At 69.1% G+C, this 14,072-nt stretch carries 12 protein-coding genes and 2 pseudogenes; 8 read left to right on the forward strand and 6 right to left on the reverse strand.

From position 1 onward, the window contains the following. Positions 1–435 (reverse strand): annotated as a pseudogene (locus tag AQJ27_RS44090) (helix-turn-helix domain-containing protein); the annotation flags it as partial. A 195-nt stretch (positions 436–630) separates the two neighbouring features. On the opposite strand from AQJ27_RS44090, the gene AQJ27_RS56870 reads away from it, so the two are divergent. Beyond that, positions 631–798, forward strand: a complete 168-nt coding sequence (locus tag AQJ27_RS56870; RefSeq protein ID WP_159064561.1) for a hypothetical protein — start codon at positions 631–633, stop codon at positions 796–798. Between the two features lie 357 nt (positions 799–1,155). Here the strand turns inward: AQJ27_RS56870 and snpA are convergent, their stop codons facing one another. From snpA to AQJ27_RS44105, 3 genes and pseudogenes are all read right to left on the reverse strand, one after another. Beyond that, positions 1,156–1,914 carry a snapalysin gene (snpA, locus tag AQJ27_RS44100; RefSeq protein ID WP_079065734.1) on the reverse strand — a complete coding sequence of 253 codons (759 nt, stop codon included), beginning with the start codon at positions 1,912–1,914 and terminating at the stop codon, positions 1,156–1,158. 718 nt (positions 1,915–2,632) lie between these two features. Then, positions 2,633–2,767, reverse strand: a pseudogene (locus tag AQJ27_RS59455) (VOC family protein); the annotation flags it as partial. Between the two features lie 189 nt (positions 2,768–2,956). After that, positions 2,957–4,246, reverse strand: a complete 1,290-nt coding sequence (locus tag AQJ27_RS44105) for an MFS transporter (RefSeq protein ID WP_067382468.1) — start codon at positions 4,244–4,246, stop codon at positions 2,957–2,959. Positions 4,247–4,450: 204 nt separating this feature from the next. Between AQJ27_RS44105 and AQJ27_RS44110 the strand changes: the two genes are divergently transcribed. Both AQJ27_RS44110 and AQJ27_RS56875 read left to right on the forward strand, forming a co-directional pair. Beyond that, the gene (locus AQJ27_RS44110) at positions 4,451–4,810 is read left to right on the forward strand and encodes a PIN domain-containing protein (RefSeq protein WP_067382471.1); all 360 of its coding nucleotides are present in this window, start codon (positions 4,451–4,453) and stop codon (positions 4,808–4,810) included. A 267-nt stretch (positions 4,811–5,077) separates the two neighbouring features. Beyond that, complete coding sequence (locus AQJ27_RS56875; protein WP_159064562.1) at positions 5,078–5,254, forward strand: hypothetical protein; 177 nt, start codon at positions 5,078–5,080, stop codon at positions 5,252–5,254. 160 nt (positions 5,255–5,414) lie between these two features. Here AQJ27_RS56875 and AQJ27_RS44115 read toward each other — a convergent pair whose 3' ends face one another. Both AQJ27_RS44115 and AQJ27_RS59460 read right to left on the reverse strand, forming a co-directional pair. Next, the gene (locus AQJ27_RS44115; RefSeq protein ID WP_067382474.1) at positions 5,415–5,777 is read right to left on the reverse strand and encodes a cupin domain-containing protein; all 363 of its coding nucleotides are present in this window, start codon (positions 5,775–5,777) and stop codon (positions 5,415–5,417) included. A 177-nt stretch (positions 5,778–5,954) separates the two neighbouring features. Then, positions 5,955–6,311: a helix-turn-helix domain-containing protein gene (locus tag AQJ27_RS59460; protein ID WP_235614035.1), complete on the reverse strand. Its 357-nt coding sequence runs from the start codon at positions 6,309–6,311 to the stop codon at positions 5,955–5,957. A 722-nt stretch (positions 6,312–7,033) separates the two neighbouring features. On the opposite strand from AQJ27_RS59460, the gene AQJ27_RS44120 reads away from it, so the two are divergent. The 5 genes from AQJ27_RS44120 (at position 7,034) to AQJ27_RS44140 (ending at position 14,060) form a co-directional block, all read left to right on the forward strand. Further along, positions 7,034–8,797: an endonuclease/exonuclease/phosphatase family protein gene (locus tag AQJ27_RS44120; protein ID WP_067382477.1), complete on the forward strand. Its 1,764-nt coding sequence runs from the start codon at positions 7,034–7,036 to the stop codon at positions 8,795–8,797. A gap of 29 nt (positions 8,798–8,826) precedes the next feature. Continuing rightward, positions 8,827–10,797, forward strand: a complete 1,971-nt coding sequence (locus AQJ27_RS44125; RefSeq protein ID WP_067382480.1) for a phosphocholine-specific phospholipase C — start codon at positions 8,827–8,829, stop codon at positions 10,795–10,797. Between the two features lie 1,278 nt (positions 10,798–12,075). Continuing rightward, entirely contained in the window at positions 12,076–12,486 is a 411-nt protein-coding gene (locus AQJ27_RS44130) for a hypothetical protein (protein ID WP_067382483.1), read from the forward strand. A 319-nt stretch (positions 12,487–12,805) separates the two neighbouring features. Beyond that, entirely contained in the window at positions 12,806–13,513 is a 708-nt protein-coding gene (locus tag AQJ27_RS44135) for a DUF4232 domain-containing protein (protein ID WP_067382486.1), read from the forward strand. Positions 13,514–13,601: 88 nt separating this feature from the next. After that, positions 13,602–14,060 carry a pyridoxamine 5'-phosphate oxidase family protein gene (locus tag AQJ27_RS44140; protein ID WP_067382489.1) on the forward strand — a complete coding sequence of 153 codons (459 nt, stop codon included), beginning with the start codon at positions 13,602–13,604 and terminating at the stop codon, positions 14,058–14,060. Positions 14,061–14,072 lie beyond the last annotated feature (12 nt).

Consider the following 14,072-nt stretch of genomic DNA (forward strand, 5'->3'; position numbering starts at 1 on the left):
ACCTTCCTCGCGGAGCAGGATACGCAGGCCCTCGTGGCTGATGTCGTCGACCACCCCCTCGGCGACCAGGAAGTCCGCCAGTTTGGCCAGCCTCCAGGTCGAGAAGGGCAGGCCGTGCTCGGCCGGCTTGGACTTGGCGATCTTCTTGATCTCGCGACGCTCAGGCAGCGTGAAGGTCCTCGGCCGTCCGCCCTTGCACTTCAGGTAGATCGACTCGAAGCCGTCGGCGCTGAAATTATGGATGACGCCCCGGACCCGGTCGGCGCTGGTGAACGTCACCTCGACGATCTTCGCCACGGGCATGCCCTGCGCGGACAGCGGCACCATCTGGGCCCGCCGCCACGTCACCACCGGCCCGGTGCCCCTGCCGACGATCCGCCGCAACCGCCGGCCCTCATCGTCATCGATCCCACGAACGCGTACTCGCTCCGCCACCCCGCATGGCTTGGCGGCCACGCGCCACCCAGGACAGAACCGGCGGCGCGTCAGTCACTCCGTGTAGACCTACCGCCGACGGTCTGTCAGTGCTCGGATGAGTTCGGCATGGTACTGATCGGCGTCGAAATGAAACGTTGGGGGCCGCACCTTGTCAACGGGCACCTGCCACTCGGACCACTCCACGATCCCGCCATGACGCTGCACGAAGACGGACAGGTAGCCACAGCACCCGCCGGTGCACTCAGGCTCGCCCAGCACTACACGTCGCCCCTCGCCGGTCGCCCAGAGGGGACCGTGGCCGTCGGCGGGCAGCGCCTCCTCCGCAAACGGCCCGCGACCTCCCTCGCCGACCACTTCTGACACCACTTCCTCGCCATCAACCCAGAACTGCAACTGGGCAGCCCATCGGGGCCCCGGGGGCAACGCACTGACCTCAAGCCGGTTGAACACCCGAACGTGGGTACTGGCCACCACAAGTCCTTTCCCACGACCGGGTGCGGGCGTCCGGCCAACCAGCAGTCGACGTCCCAAGAAGCAATCGTTGCCTGATGCGGCACTAGTGCCGCATAGCGGCTTCACCTCCCGGCTCCGCCCGCAGGACAGCCGTACAAAGCACCAGCGTCTGTCAGCCGGCCTGCAAGAGTGCTCAGACGACCGTCTTGAGCATGTGACTGAAGCCACCCTCGACGGCGAGCCGCTTCCCGCTCGGGAACGCAATCAACGCCAGGGCGTGCTGTGGAGCCGCCCCCACGGACCGTGGCTCGGCACCACGGTGCGTGCTGGCGGCGCAGCGCTCGAGGGGGCAGCGGGGCTGGTCACCGTGCCCGGGGCCTGCGTGAGTCCGGTGGCCCACAGCTGGTCGACACGCGAGCGCTCGGTGGCGTTCGGGTAGCGGTTGGTGCAGGACGGGCCGGCGCTGCCGCCCGACATCAGCTCACTGCACGGCCCGCCGTAGTCGTCCGGCAGGCCCAGCACGTGCCCGGTCTCGTGGGTGACGACGCGGACCGGGTCGTACTGCTGGCTCTGGGTGTAGTCGATGAAGACGTAGCCGCTTCCGTGGCCGTTGGTGGAGGCGTAGGACCCGCGCGGGTCGTTGCCCTCCTGGTAGGAGAAGTCGGCACCGCTAGACGCCTCCTGGAGCTTGACGTTGGACTCGGAGCTGTTCCATATCGAGGCCGCGCTCGATATCTGCGAACGGAAGCTCGGTGCCTGGGAGGCGTTGTAGTAGACAGTCACCGTCTGCGCGTTCGGCTGGGCGGCGCGCTTCTCGGCGACGGACTTGAGCACGGCCTGGAAGAACGCCTTGTTGTTCGCGGCCTCCTCGACCGACCCGCCGTACCGTGCCATGGAGGTACCGGCGGCAGCGGACGGGGTGGCGGCCGTCTGGGCGCTCGCCGGCACCGCCGCGCCCAGCACGCTGGAGGCCAGACCCAGGCCGAGGGCGAAGACTCTCGTGGACATTCGGGACGACTTCATTTGGGGGGCTCCTACTCGCTCGGTGACGCCGAGCGCACGGTGCGCGGTCGACTCAGCGTGAACACCGGTTCCGAACTGCGGCGACGTCCTGTGGGTCGCCATTCTTAGAACGGCTCGACGGGTCGCACAATGGGTCCCGCCACTACGTCGCCTCGTAGGTCCCGGGACCTCGCCAGGGCAGTCCACGGGGTCTCCGGTCCGCACATGGCGGCAGGAGAGGAATCTGTCGCGGCGTCAGAAGCCTTACATCACGGGGCAATGGGCGTGCGGGCCGACCGGGCGGAATCCCGGAACACGCGGCGGAATCCGCATCCGGGCCAAGACGGACAAATACTCAAATGTCTGCCATGCCGCGTCTACTAAGTGCGCCGGTTGGTTGGCGGGGCGCTGTGACCGACGTCATAAAACATGACCTTCCGCTTCTTTCGCGCCCCGCCGACCCCGGGGCCGCCCCCCAGGGAGTCACCCTCGGCGCTGGGCGGCATCCCTCACCGCTGAGCCGCCGCCGCTCAGTCCCGATCAGGACTGAAGCCGGGCCCGCCGTGCAGCCCGGCGAGCGGCGAGCGGCGAGCGGCGAGGGGAGAGATCGGTTGGTTCCTCGCCCGCCTCCAGCAGCGTGTCCGCCGCACCCGGTGGCTTCAGGACTACGCGGGCCCGGCTGCCGTCAGCCACGCGAACGAGGTGCGTGCCCGGTCGTAGAGTGCCGGCTGCACTCCGGCCCCTCCGCCGGCACCAGCACCACCCGGTGGCCTTCCATGTCCTTGCGCGGGACGTATCCCAGGGCCTCCATCCAGAACGCGGCCGCACGCGGCACATCCGAGACACCCAGCACAACGGAACCGACTCTCACCATGCGCCGATTCTGAAGGTCCAAGATCCACGTCTACGCGGCGATCCGCCGTGACACCCGGGCAAGGGTGCCGCACCGGGCCTTGATGCGTGAGTACGAAGCTGGATTCTGAACGGTGAAGGCCGTGTTGGAGTCTGTCTACCGCTCGCCGGCGCCAGGGCAGCGCGGGCACACATTGCCACCGCGAGGTGATCAGTCCTTGCCCTGCCCGGCAGCGGCTGCTGCGCCGTGCCGTGTCGGGTCAGGTGTCGAGAGATCGAGTTCGTCGGCAGCGCGGGCCCCGCGGGTACGAGAAGCTGCCAGCACGAGTGCCTGGATGACTGCTCCGGACAGTCCAATCCACAGGGCGAAGCGATAGCTGATCTGGTCGGCAAGTACTCCGCCAAGTGGTGCCCCCACCGCTACCATTCCCCAGTTCATCGAGCGGATCGTCGCGTTCATCCGTCCGCGCAGCCGGTCGGGTGTCACCGCCTGGCGGTAGCTCATCTCCACCGGACTTCCGACGCCGATGGCCAGGGACACGATGAAGCAGGCGAGCGACACGCAGGCAAGCGCCCACGGACCGCGCTCGGCCAGGACCAGAGGCAGCCAGCCGATGGCTGCGAGCAGGCGGAAGACAATCAGAGTGGCCCCGACGTCCAGTCTTCTGGCCACGCGCCCGGAGAGCGCACCGCCGAGTAACGCGCCGACACTCGCACAGGCATAGGTGACCCCCAGACCGAATTCCCCGATCTTGAGGCCGTGCAGGGCGAAGACCACGAAGACCGTGCTCACCATGCTGTTGAAGAGGAGCATCGCGTGCGAGGTCAGGGCGATGGACGCCAGCGTGCGATGCCGGTAGACCCATGCCACCCCCTCACGGAGCTCGCTGCCCAGGCTGCGCCGTGCACCTCGATCGGGGACGGGGTCGGGCGCCTTCACCGAAGCAAGGAGCAGGCCAGATATCAGATAGGTGAGGGCATCCACCAGCACGGCCAGCGGCGCTCCCATGATCTTGATCAGTACCCCGGCAATCAGAGGGCCGGTCGAGCCGGCCACCGCGTCGGCCTGTTGCACACGGGCATACCCCGCGTTGAGCAGCTCCTTTGGTACCAGCTGTGGCACATACGACTGGTTCGCCGCCTCGAACAGCAAAGACAGCACCCCGAACACGAAGACGAACACGCACAGCGCGGGAATGCTGAGCCGATCCAGCGCATACAGCACGGGTATCGCGCCGAGCAGAACTGCCCTTCCGAGATCAGTGGCGACCATCATCGGCTTGCGCCGCCAGCGGTCCACTACGACCCCGGCCATGAGTCCGAAGAGCAGATACGGAACCCAGCGGGCGGCATTGACGATGCCCACCTCCGTGGCAGACGCGCTCAGCGCCACAGCGGTCAGGATCTGCAAGGCCAGCCCCGTGACCTGAGAACCGAAAGCGGACACAGCCGAGGCAGTCCAGAAACGTACGTACCCAGGAACTTCCACCAGGCGCGGCATGACCGGACCGTACCAGTGAAGATCACCGACAGACGATGTCGGAACAGGTCACCCTCACTCAACGACGGCAGGATGCGCCAGTGTTGTCAGTTCTCATCGACATTTTTCGAGCGGCCTGACCGCCAAGTGCTGCCCCAAACCGTCGATAGACGTTGCCCGCTCTCGCCTGACGCAACCAGGCGAGGGGCGGAGTGCGGAAGATCCGTGCACTGCCTTCCGGGCAAGGGCCTCCGCTCGCGTCATGTACAGCAGCGTCTGTGCCCGCGCCCCGTCAGTCCCAACGGCGGCTTCCGGCCCGGGGGGTTCGACACCTCGGTGCTCACCCCGAACATCACCGCCGCGCTGAAGCGGGGCAGGCCGTTCTCGATCCTGGCCGGGATGCACTATGGGACGCTGGGCGGCTTCGCCCCTGTCGTCCTCCTCGCCGCCGACTCCGACCTGGTCCGCCAGGACGTCGCCGCCCGGCACTGGCCCGCCCTGCGGACCGTGCTCGGGAAGATCGGCGCGGCCGAGCAGGCGGTACGAGGCGCACCGTCGCGATGGAGCTGTCCAGCCGCTCCCTGATCGAGACCGCACGCCTGGCACGTGCCTACCCGCTGGCCACCGGCGCCTTGGCGGCCGCCGCCGACATCTGCACGTACCGCAACGCCCGACCCCCACAGGCCCGCGCGACACTCTCTCGGGTCGGCATGGAGGTCATGCAGTTTCTCGCCAAGCCGTTCGCCCGGCACCAGCTGCACACGGGGACCTGGACGGACGCCGAACGCGACGTCCCCGCGGACGACTTGCTCTCCCTCGTCGCCCGGCTGCTCGCCCGCGCGCCCGAGCCGGTTGACGCGCACCGACATCCTCTCGGCCCTTCCCGCCGCCGCGCAGCACCCGCACCGTCGGCAGATGGTCGGAGTGGGCCGCCTCCTGCACCGCTTCCCCGCCTTCCACCTGCCCGCCCCCGGGAACTGGCAGGTCGGCAGGGCCAACATGCAGATCACCTCCCCGCCCTGGGCGTAATGGTGCCTACGGACACCACGTCGGTGGGCACGGTGACGTCTTGGACACCGTCGAGGCCGTCGAGCTGGTCGCCGTCTTCGGCCAGTTCGAGCGCGGCGACGGGCTCGTCGACGATGAACCGGCGTTCAGCAGGGTGCGGGAGAGCCCTTCGTCTCCGGGGTCAGAGAGACCCTCCGCGCCGACCTTCACCTAGAAACGGGCGACGCGCACGTGCCGGAACTCGGCCCACGCTCAACGGCCGGTAGCGGATCTCCAACATCACGCAGCCTCCGGTTGGCCGGTACGGGCCGTGTTCCATGCCCGGGGGCCGGGCGGCGAAGTCTCCGGTGCGGAAGGTCTGATCCAGGGTCAGGTCGTGCAGGTCGCCTTCGAGGAGATAGACCTCCTCGACCCACTCGTGCCGGATCACGCCGGAGAGCGAGGTGTCGAGGCCGGGCTCCCAGCGCACCAGCCGGGTCAGCACCTCCGATGAGCCAGCTGTGCTCGGCTGCGTACTGCCGTAATCGGCTGCGGCGATGAACATTCAGATGATCCCAGACGACCACGATGGGGCCGCCGCGCTGGAGGTGAGCCCGGACGAGAAGGTCGCGGTAGACCCGCCAGGTGAAGTCCCGGTGATCGCCTCAGTGATCGCCTCGGTGATGGCCCTGGATGCGAGGGCGGTAGACCAGTCGGCTGCCTTCGCCGGCCTTGAAGCAGGTCAGCGCGGCCATCGTGATGCGGCCGCGGGAGAGGCGCCGTTGAACCGGACCATGAGTGTGCCGGCTTTCGGTACCCAGGTGCGTGCGCGGTGTGACGTCATCGAGACGGCGGCTTCATCCTCGAGGACCAGAAGACCACAAGACCAGCCGTGCCCCGAGCGCCGCCGCGGTGGCTTTGCGCGCGGCCAGGTCTCCTTCGCCCAGCCGGCCACCGCCGCATCGTCTCGTTCGACCGCCCGCCGCGCAGGTTGCAGACACAACCAGCTGTGCCGCCGCAACAACTCCCACACACCGCGGACCGACAACAACACCCCAGTTCCTCCGCGGTCAGCAGCCGCACCCGCGTCAACGTCCATCGCTCATCCGCCCAGCCCTGACTGAGCCATCGCACCCTCCAGCAGGAGCGGCTCGACCACGGCAAAGTCACTGTCGTCGGCCTTCGGCCGCTTCGCAGGGCCCGAAGTGCGCAGTGCCTCTCGCCCTCCCTCCCACCAGGATCGGCTCCACCGTTCCACCGACCACACACTGACCCGAAGTCTTTGTGCCGAAAGGTCCCCGGGTGCGACGCCTCGTTTCCCGGGCCGGAAGCAGCTCTCAGGGGACCCGAGCCGGACCCCAATGCCGCGGTATGGCGGTCGACCACACACAACTGCTGTTGCTCGGCAAAGGCCACGGCCGACGCGGTAACCCCTGTGGAACATCAGCCGTACCTGGCAGTCCCGTTGTGCTCGCTCGGCGACCTCCTGTGCACAGTTCGGTGCGCGTCGGTGGCGGACGTGAGTTCTTGCGCCCACCCGGGACGGCAACTGGGCGCAAGGAGACGATGATGGCTTCCGCGAGTCCCAGTGGAGGCTGAAAGTGTGAGGAAGTTGCAGGTCAGGCGTCACCTTTCGAAACGTTTTGATAGTCCGCCCCGCACCACGGCGCTTCAGATTTCCGCCTGTTACCCGGGGAGCGGCAACCCCTCGTTCACGGGGGTGTCACCCGGAGACGGCTTGCTGGGGGCGAAGTTATCTAGACAACTTTGCTGACCCGGGTGTCGCCAAGGCCGCACTCGGGGCGGAGAGGATCCAACACCGTGTCATCCCTCTCACAGGCCGCAGCGTCCGAGAGCAGCATCACGACCGGCTCCACGACAGCCCCGCGGCGCGGCGACAAACTGTCCTTCACCTGGGCGACGGACGCGCCCGACCCCAAGAACTGGATCGGCGTCTACCCCGGCGACCGACTGCCCGGCAGCGGCAGCAACTCCCTGGTGTGGGCGTACACGCCCGGCACGTCCGGCCGGACGACCCTCGACACCTCGGGCCTGAGCGACGGCCCCTACACCGCGTATCTGCTGGCCAAGGACGGCTACGACATCCTCGCCCGGACAGAGTCGTTCAGCTTCGCGGGCCCGCCCGCCGGCGACTCGATCAAGCTGACCACACCCACCCCGCACGAGGGGGACAAGGTCGCCTTCCACTGGACGACGGACACACCCGACGCGAAGAACTGGGTCGGTGTGTACGACGGCGACCGGCTGCCCGGGCAAGGCTCCTCCCTCGCCTGGGAGTACACCCCCGGCGCCGCCGGCGACATCACCCTCGACACCTCCGGTCTGAGCGGCGGGCCGTACACCGCCTACCTGTTGGCCAAGGACGGCTACGGCATCCTGGCCCGCTCGGCCGCGTTCAGCTTCGCTGTCCGCCCCGTGATCCCCCGCCCGCATGCGGTGGTGGACGCCCTGACCACGGCCCCGCAGACCGCCGGCACAGACATTTCGGTGAAGCTGGGCGGTCTGTGGGTCAGACCGGAGGGCAATGCCCCCGGCGGCGCGACCTTCAGACGGGTCGCGGGTGACCCGTGGCTGTCGGTGACCGAGGACGGCACGGTCAGCGGCAGAGCCCCGGCCTCCGCCCCGCGCAATCCCGGCCGGATCGTGGTCGCCGTGACCGACAGCGCCGTCGGCACCGACACCGTCGCTGTCCAGGTGCCCGTGCGCGCCGCCCGGGACCGGCTGCGGCTGAAGGTCGCCACGCTGAACCTCTGGGACGCCGGTACCCACGTCGACGGGTTCCTGGAGAAGCAGCTGCGGCTGGTCCTCACCCAGGACCTGGACGTCGTCACGCTGCAGGAGTGCGGTGAAAACGGAGCCGGCAACCTCGCCGATGCGCTCGGCTGGCACGTGCACCAAGCGGGCGGCCTGGGCCTCGTGAGCCGCTACCCGCTCACCGACGTAGTCGCCCCGACCGCGGCACTGCCGGCCGCCGCTGCGACACTGCACCTGCCCGGCGACCGCACGGTGCGTCTGTGGACGGCCCGGTTGGACGAAGCCGACTACGGGCCGTACGCGCTGCTCGCGGGCCGCACCCCCGCGCAGGCCGAGGCAGCGGAGAAGGAGACCACCCGCTACCAGCAGGTGCAGGCACTGGTGGCCGCGCTGCGACCGGAACTCGCCGCGCGCACCCCCCTCGTGCTGGCGGCGGGACTCGCCTCACCGTCCCACCACGACTGGACGAGCCGGACGGCGTCCGCGCACGGCGGAGTGGGCCGGGTGCGCTGGCCCGTCACCGAGACGCTGGAGCGGGCCGGACTAGTCGACGCCTTCCGCGACGCCCACCCCGGCCCGCTGAAGACGCCCGGCATCACCTGGTCCCCCGTCAGGACGCAGCGCGAGGGCGGGGGCGCGGAACCGCAGGACCGGATCGACCAGATCCAGTTCGCCGGGCGGCTCAAGGTACTGGAGGCGCACAACCTCTTCACCGGCTGGCCCCGACCGGTGCCGGACACCGCCGCCAACGGCTGGCCCTCCGACCACGCCGCCGCCGTCGTCACCTTCTCCCTGCCCGCCCGCGGCTGACCGCGAACGATCCGAAGGACCTTCCTCCCATGACCGAGATCAGCCGCCGCTCCTTCATCGGCACCGCCGCGGCCGGAGCCGCCCTCGCGGCCGGACTCCCCGGCACGGCCGAGGCCGCCGGCCACAACGCCCGCGACGGCAGCATCGCCGACGTCAAGCACGTCGTCATCCTGATGCAGGAGAACCGCAGTTTCGACCACTACTTCGGCACCCTGAGTGGCGTACGAGGCTTCGCCGACCGCCAAGCGGCCGTCCTACCGGGCGGCGACCCGGTGTTCCGCCAGCCCGCCAGAGGCCGCAAAGAGGGCTACCTCCTGCCGTTCCGCATGGACACCACGAAGTACAACGCACAGAACGCGGGCGGCCTTCCGCACGACTGGGACACCGGCCACACGGCCGTCAACGGCGGCGCCATGGACAAGTGGGTCGCCGCCAAGGGCGAGCGGACCATGGGTTACTTCACCCGGCAGGACATCCCCTACCAGTACGCGCTGGCCGACGCCTTCACCCTCTGCGACGGCTACTTCTGCTCGCTGAACGGCCCCACGGACCCCAACCGCCTCTACCTGTGGACCGGCACCGCCGGACCGGGAGTCGACGGCACCACCGGACCATGGACCGACAACACACCGGTCACGGGCAACCCGGTGGCCGACTGGACGACGTACGCCGAGCGCCTGGAGGAGGCCGGCATCAGCTGGCGCGTCTACCACAACCCCGACGGTTCGGACGACCGTTACGGCGACTACGACGACAACGCCCTGTCGTACTTCAAGCAGTTCCACGCGTTCCCCAAGGACGATCCGCGCTATGTCAACGCCATGACGAAGTTCGACCTCACGGCTTTCGACCGGCACTGCAAGGACGGCACGCTGCCCACCGTCTCCTGGCTGGTGGCGCCCTACCTGTTCTGCGAGCACCCGAACGCCAGCCCCGACTACGGCGCCCACTGGGTCGACACCGCGCTGCAGTCGCTCTTCGCCAACCCGGAGGTGTGGAAGCACACCGTCTTCCTGCTCATGTACGACGAGAACGACGGGTACTTCGACCACGTCATACCGCCGTTCCCCGAGCCGGGCACCAAGGACGAGTTCGCGAACGGCAAGCCCATCGGACTGGGCAGCCGGGTGCCGCTGTGGGTCGTGTCGCCGTGGTCGCGCGGGGGCTGGGTCAACTCCCAGGTCTTCGACCACACATCGGTGCTGCGCTTCCTGGAACGGGTCACCGGTGTGCGGGAACCCAACATCTCCGACTGGCGGCGCACCGTATGCGGCGACCTCACCAGCTGCTTCGACTTCGGCAAGCCCGACTACAGCATCCCGACGCTGCCCGACACGGTCGCCCTGATGGCCAAGGCCGACGCCGGCAACTCCCTGCCGCCGGTCAAGGTGCCCGACCAGCAGTCCATGCCGGCGCAGGAGCAGGGCCGGCGCCCGCACCGCGCGCTGCCGTATCGTCCGTGGGCCGACGTCACGGTCGACCGGACCACCGGCAAGGTCACCTGCACGCTCACCAACGACGGCAGCGTCGGCTACCACTTCAGCGTGCTGCCGAACGTCTCGCTGCCCTCTACCGGCACACCCTTCACGGTCCCGCCGCGCTCGTCCCGCACCTATGTGTGGGACGCCGCGGACACCGACGGCCGCTACGACTTCTCCGTGTACGGCGCCGATGGTTTCGTCCGCCGCTTCTCCGGCACCGTCGTCCGCACAGGTCAGGACGATGTGGCGGTGCCGTCGGTCACGGCGGCCCTTCGGTACTCCGGGCAGCCGGAGCACGCCTCGCTGGAGCTGGAGCTCCGCAACGCCGGCGGCACCGAGGCGGCGTTCACGATCACGCCGAACGACTTCGTCGGAGAGGAGCGGACCGTGTGGGTCGGGGCCGACGACCGCACCCGCCTGACGTGGCGCACCGATGAGGGGCGGTACGACGTCACGGTATCCGCGGCTACCGGCACCCGGTTCGCCCAGCGGTACGCCGGAACCGTCCACACCGTGTGAGACACCGCCGGGTGGGACCGGGCGCCGACGACGCCGGATCGTCCGGGCCCACCCGGCGTTCCGGCGTGCCCACCGCGGAGCCGACGGGCCGTTGCGGCGGTGCTGGCACTGGATCACCCTGCGTCGCCCACAGGGGTCGGTGGCCTTCACCTCCGCGCCCAGGTCCCCGCCACCGCCCACTCGAACCGTGCCCGGCATCCGTCGGGGCGCGTCAGGTCCCGCACCGCGCCCTCGAACCGGAAGTGGTGTAGGCCGTCCAGCTGCGACGGCCCGTAGCGCGAGCCCCTGGGCGCATACCGCTTCCCACCGAGCTTTCTGGTGTTGCCGGCAGACCCAGCCGACGCCCGCCAGCACCGCGAGCCTGCGACGCCGACATGGTTGTGACCGTGTCTCTGTGAAGGACCCGCTTGCCCAGGTATGGGCCGACGACGCATGGGTCGTAGTCACATTGGAAGCCTGTTCACAATTTCGGGACACGACTCCGAGAGCCCCTCTCAGGGGGAGTTGCCGGTTGTCGTCGGCCGGCCCGGCTCGAAGTCGGCGCCCGCAGCCTACGGTCGTCGTTGTGAGTCTGGTCATGCGACGGCCGCCCGACGACAAGATGGCAGATCAGCATCGAGCAGGGTCCCAGGCCGCCGCGTACTGACGAAGGCACCGGTCGTCGGCGTACTTGAGGGTGCTCAACCAAGTACAGACAGACGTGCTCAGTTGGGGATCACCGACGACGGCGGCATCAAGTACGCGTGCGGCGACTGCCGCAACGTCCCGGAGTTCGACGCAGGTTGGGCGGTTCCGTGACTACATGCCGGCCGCAGATCGGGAGGAGTTCCTGCGTCTCGTGGACAGGATCGCAGCTGAGCCTGAAGGCGCCGACAGACACCTTGCCTACACGACCGACGAAGTGACGCGCTCGGCCTGGGAAGACCACGTGATGGTCCACTACGTCGTGACGAGCTTCTACGTGGTCGCCATCGAGACGGACATCTACGCATCCACAACGCGGCGCGCGGCTTCAACGAGGTGTAGAGCCTGTCCGGCGGATCTTGCCGGGCCCCCCTGGTGTCGGCGAGGAAAGCACGTCGGGGGCATGTGGGGATCAGCCCTCAGACAAAAGGCCGGCAAGCGCGTCAGCGTGGACCTCGAGGCCGAAGGTTCGACTCTGGGCCATGGTGGACTGACGCATCGGGCGACCGTGGCCAACTGCGGTGCCCGCAAGGAGGACTTGGTGCTGGAGCACCGGGAGGCGTTCGTCCGGAGCCTGGCCGGGCTCGCGGCCGGGTGCCTGGTGAGGGAGTCCGCACCTGGCGGTGCTGCGCGGCGCCTCCGAGGACGTCGTCGCCGGGGCCGATCGCCGGATTCGCGGGCCCGGAGTTCTCCCGGACGATCGACGACAGCCCGACGTTCTCCGCCTGTCCGCGGGCCCCGCACGAATGGCGCGAAGAGGTCTTCGCGGAGGTGCTCGCCGAAGCGACCGGTGCGACGGGCGGCGTCACCCCGCGTATGGCGGCGGCGCTCGTCGCGGCCCTGCACCACGTGCTGTTCCTGCCGACCCAGGACCTCGCCCTCGGTGGGCGGGACGGCCCCGAGACCGCGGAATTCGTGGCCGCCAAGGCGAGTCGATGCGCCTTCAATCTGCCGGACACCTGGCCTCGCGGACCGGGCGGTGCGGCCGGGCGGCTGCTCCCGTGAACGAGCGGAGCGGGATGAGGAGGGCAGGGGATCGGTTGTGGTCCGTCGGGTTACGGGTCTGTCCCAACGGGCGACGGCTGCGAACAGGTCCGCGACGGTGGCAGGAACCGCCGTCCCGGCTGGCCTGCGGCGCGTCCCGGCGCGGTCTGCCCGGTGATAGCGCGCGTTGTGCCTGGCTGTGCGTGTAACAGGAATGTCTTATGCGGCGGCTGGACGGAACGGCCGACCGGGCAGGGCCGCTCCTGATGGTCGGAAACGCTCGCTCGTACCGACCCGTACCGAGCGGCCGACACTGCCAACCGATACTGAGGAAGAAACGATGCGCGTTCACAAGCTCACCTTCGCCGCCCTGGCCGTCGCCGCCGGTCTCTCGCTCACGGCCTGCCAGAACGACGACGCCGGCAAGGGACAGAGCGACCCGTCGTCCGGGGCCACCGCCTCATCCGGGGCCACCGCGTCGCCCTCGGGCGGCGGTTCGGACTCGGGCAGTTCGGACCAGGGCGGCGCGAAGGACTCCGCCGGGACGAGCTCCGCAACGAACTCCGGCGCAACGAGCTCCGGTGGGACGGGTACGGCTGCCGGGAACGGCTCCAACGCGAACGCCAAGGTCGGCAAGTGCCGCACCGACGAGTTGGAGATCACGGCGAAGGACAACACCATCGACGGCGACCCCGACGGCACCGTCGTGGTCGAGCTGACGAACCACAGCGGCCGGGACTGCACGATCTCCGGGTACGCGGGCGTCGACCTGAAGACCAACGCGGGGTCGCTGTCCGCGAAGCGCACCGGTCAGCAGGCCGACTCGGCCGTCCTCAAGAACGGGAAGTCGACGTACTTCCCCGTCAACTACCCGTTCAACAAGTCGGGCGGCTCCGGCGTCCGCGTCACCGGGCTGGTGGTGACCCCGCCGGACGAGACGAAGTCGGTCACCCTCAACTGGCCGGGCGCCGCCACGCTGCCCGTCACGGACGGCTCCGGCTCCCCGGTGAAGGTCGGCCCGGTCGGAAGCGCCGGTCAGGGCGGCTGACCCGCACGCCCAGGGCGTGTTGTGAAAGTTGGTGTTGGGCATATGGAGTCCATGAAATTGCTGGAGGGCCAGGGGCGTTGATCACTTCATGACTCAACGACCAGCGCCTCGCTCACTGTCCGAGGAAGCCCTCTCCAGCTTGCTTGGCCAGCAGCAGTTCGGCACGCTCGCCACCATCAAGCGCAGTGGCCACCCCCACCTGACAACCATGGTGTACAGCTGGGACCCCGAAGCCCGCATAGTGCGGTTCTCGACCACGACCGACCGGGTCAAAGTCCAGCACCTGCGGCGCGATCCACGCGCGGCGCTGCACGTGTCGGGCGGCGGCGTGTGGTCCTTTGCCGTCGCCGAGGGCGAGACCGTGGTCTCTGAGAGCACGGCAGTTCCTGGGGACGCGGTCGGGCGGGAACTGCTCGGGATGATCCCGAAGTCCGGGAGGCCCGAGGACGAAGCCGCGTTCCTGGAGGAGTTGGTTGCCGAGCGCCGGGTGGTCATCCGGCTGAAGGTGGACCGACTGTACGGCACAGTGCTCGACATCGACGGCTAGCACGTATCGGGC

Origin of the sequence: Streptomyces olivochromogenes (assembly GCF_001514115.1) — a bacterium.
In the GTDB taxonomy this organism is placed as follows: domain Bacteria; phylum Actinomycetota; class Actinomycetes; order Streptomycetales; family Streptomycetaceae; genus Streptomyces; species Streptomyces olivochromogenes.

Coding starts and splice junctions, on each gene's coding strand:
- AQJ27_RS44115 (WP_067382474.1), bottom strand. CDS start 5,777: ATGTTCATCGCCGCAGCCGATTACGGCAGTACGCAGCCGAGCACAGCT.
- AQJ27_RS44125 (WP_067382480.1), top strand. CDS start 8,827: ATGACCGAGATCAGCCGCCGCTCCTTCATCGGCACCGCCGCGGCCGGA.
- AQJ27_RS44135 (WP_067382486.1), top strand. CDS start 12,806: ATGCGCGTTCACAAGCTCACCTTCGCCGCCCTGGCCGTCGCCGCCGGT.
- AQJ27_RS44140 (WP_067382489.1), top strand. CDS start 13,602: ATGACTCAACGACCAGCGCCTCGCTCACTGTCCGAGGAAGCCCTCTCC.
- snpA (WP_079065734.1), bottom strand. CDS start 1,914: ATGAAGTCGTCCCGAATGTCCACGAGAGTCTTCGCCCTCGGCCTGGGT.
- AQJ27_RS59460 (WP_235614035.1), bottom strand. CDS start 6,311: ATGGACGTTGACGCGGGTGCGGCTGCTGACCGCGGAGGAACTGGGGTG.
- AQJ27_RS56870 (WP_159064561.1), top strand. CDS start 631: ATGACGCTGCACGAAGACGGACAGGTAGCCACAGCACCCGCCGGTGCA.
- AQJ27_RS44105 (WP_067382468.1), bottom strand. CDS start 4,246: ATGCCGCGCCTGGTGGAAGTTCCTGGGTACGTACGTTTCTGGACTGCC.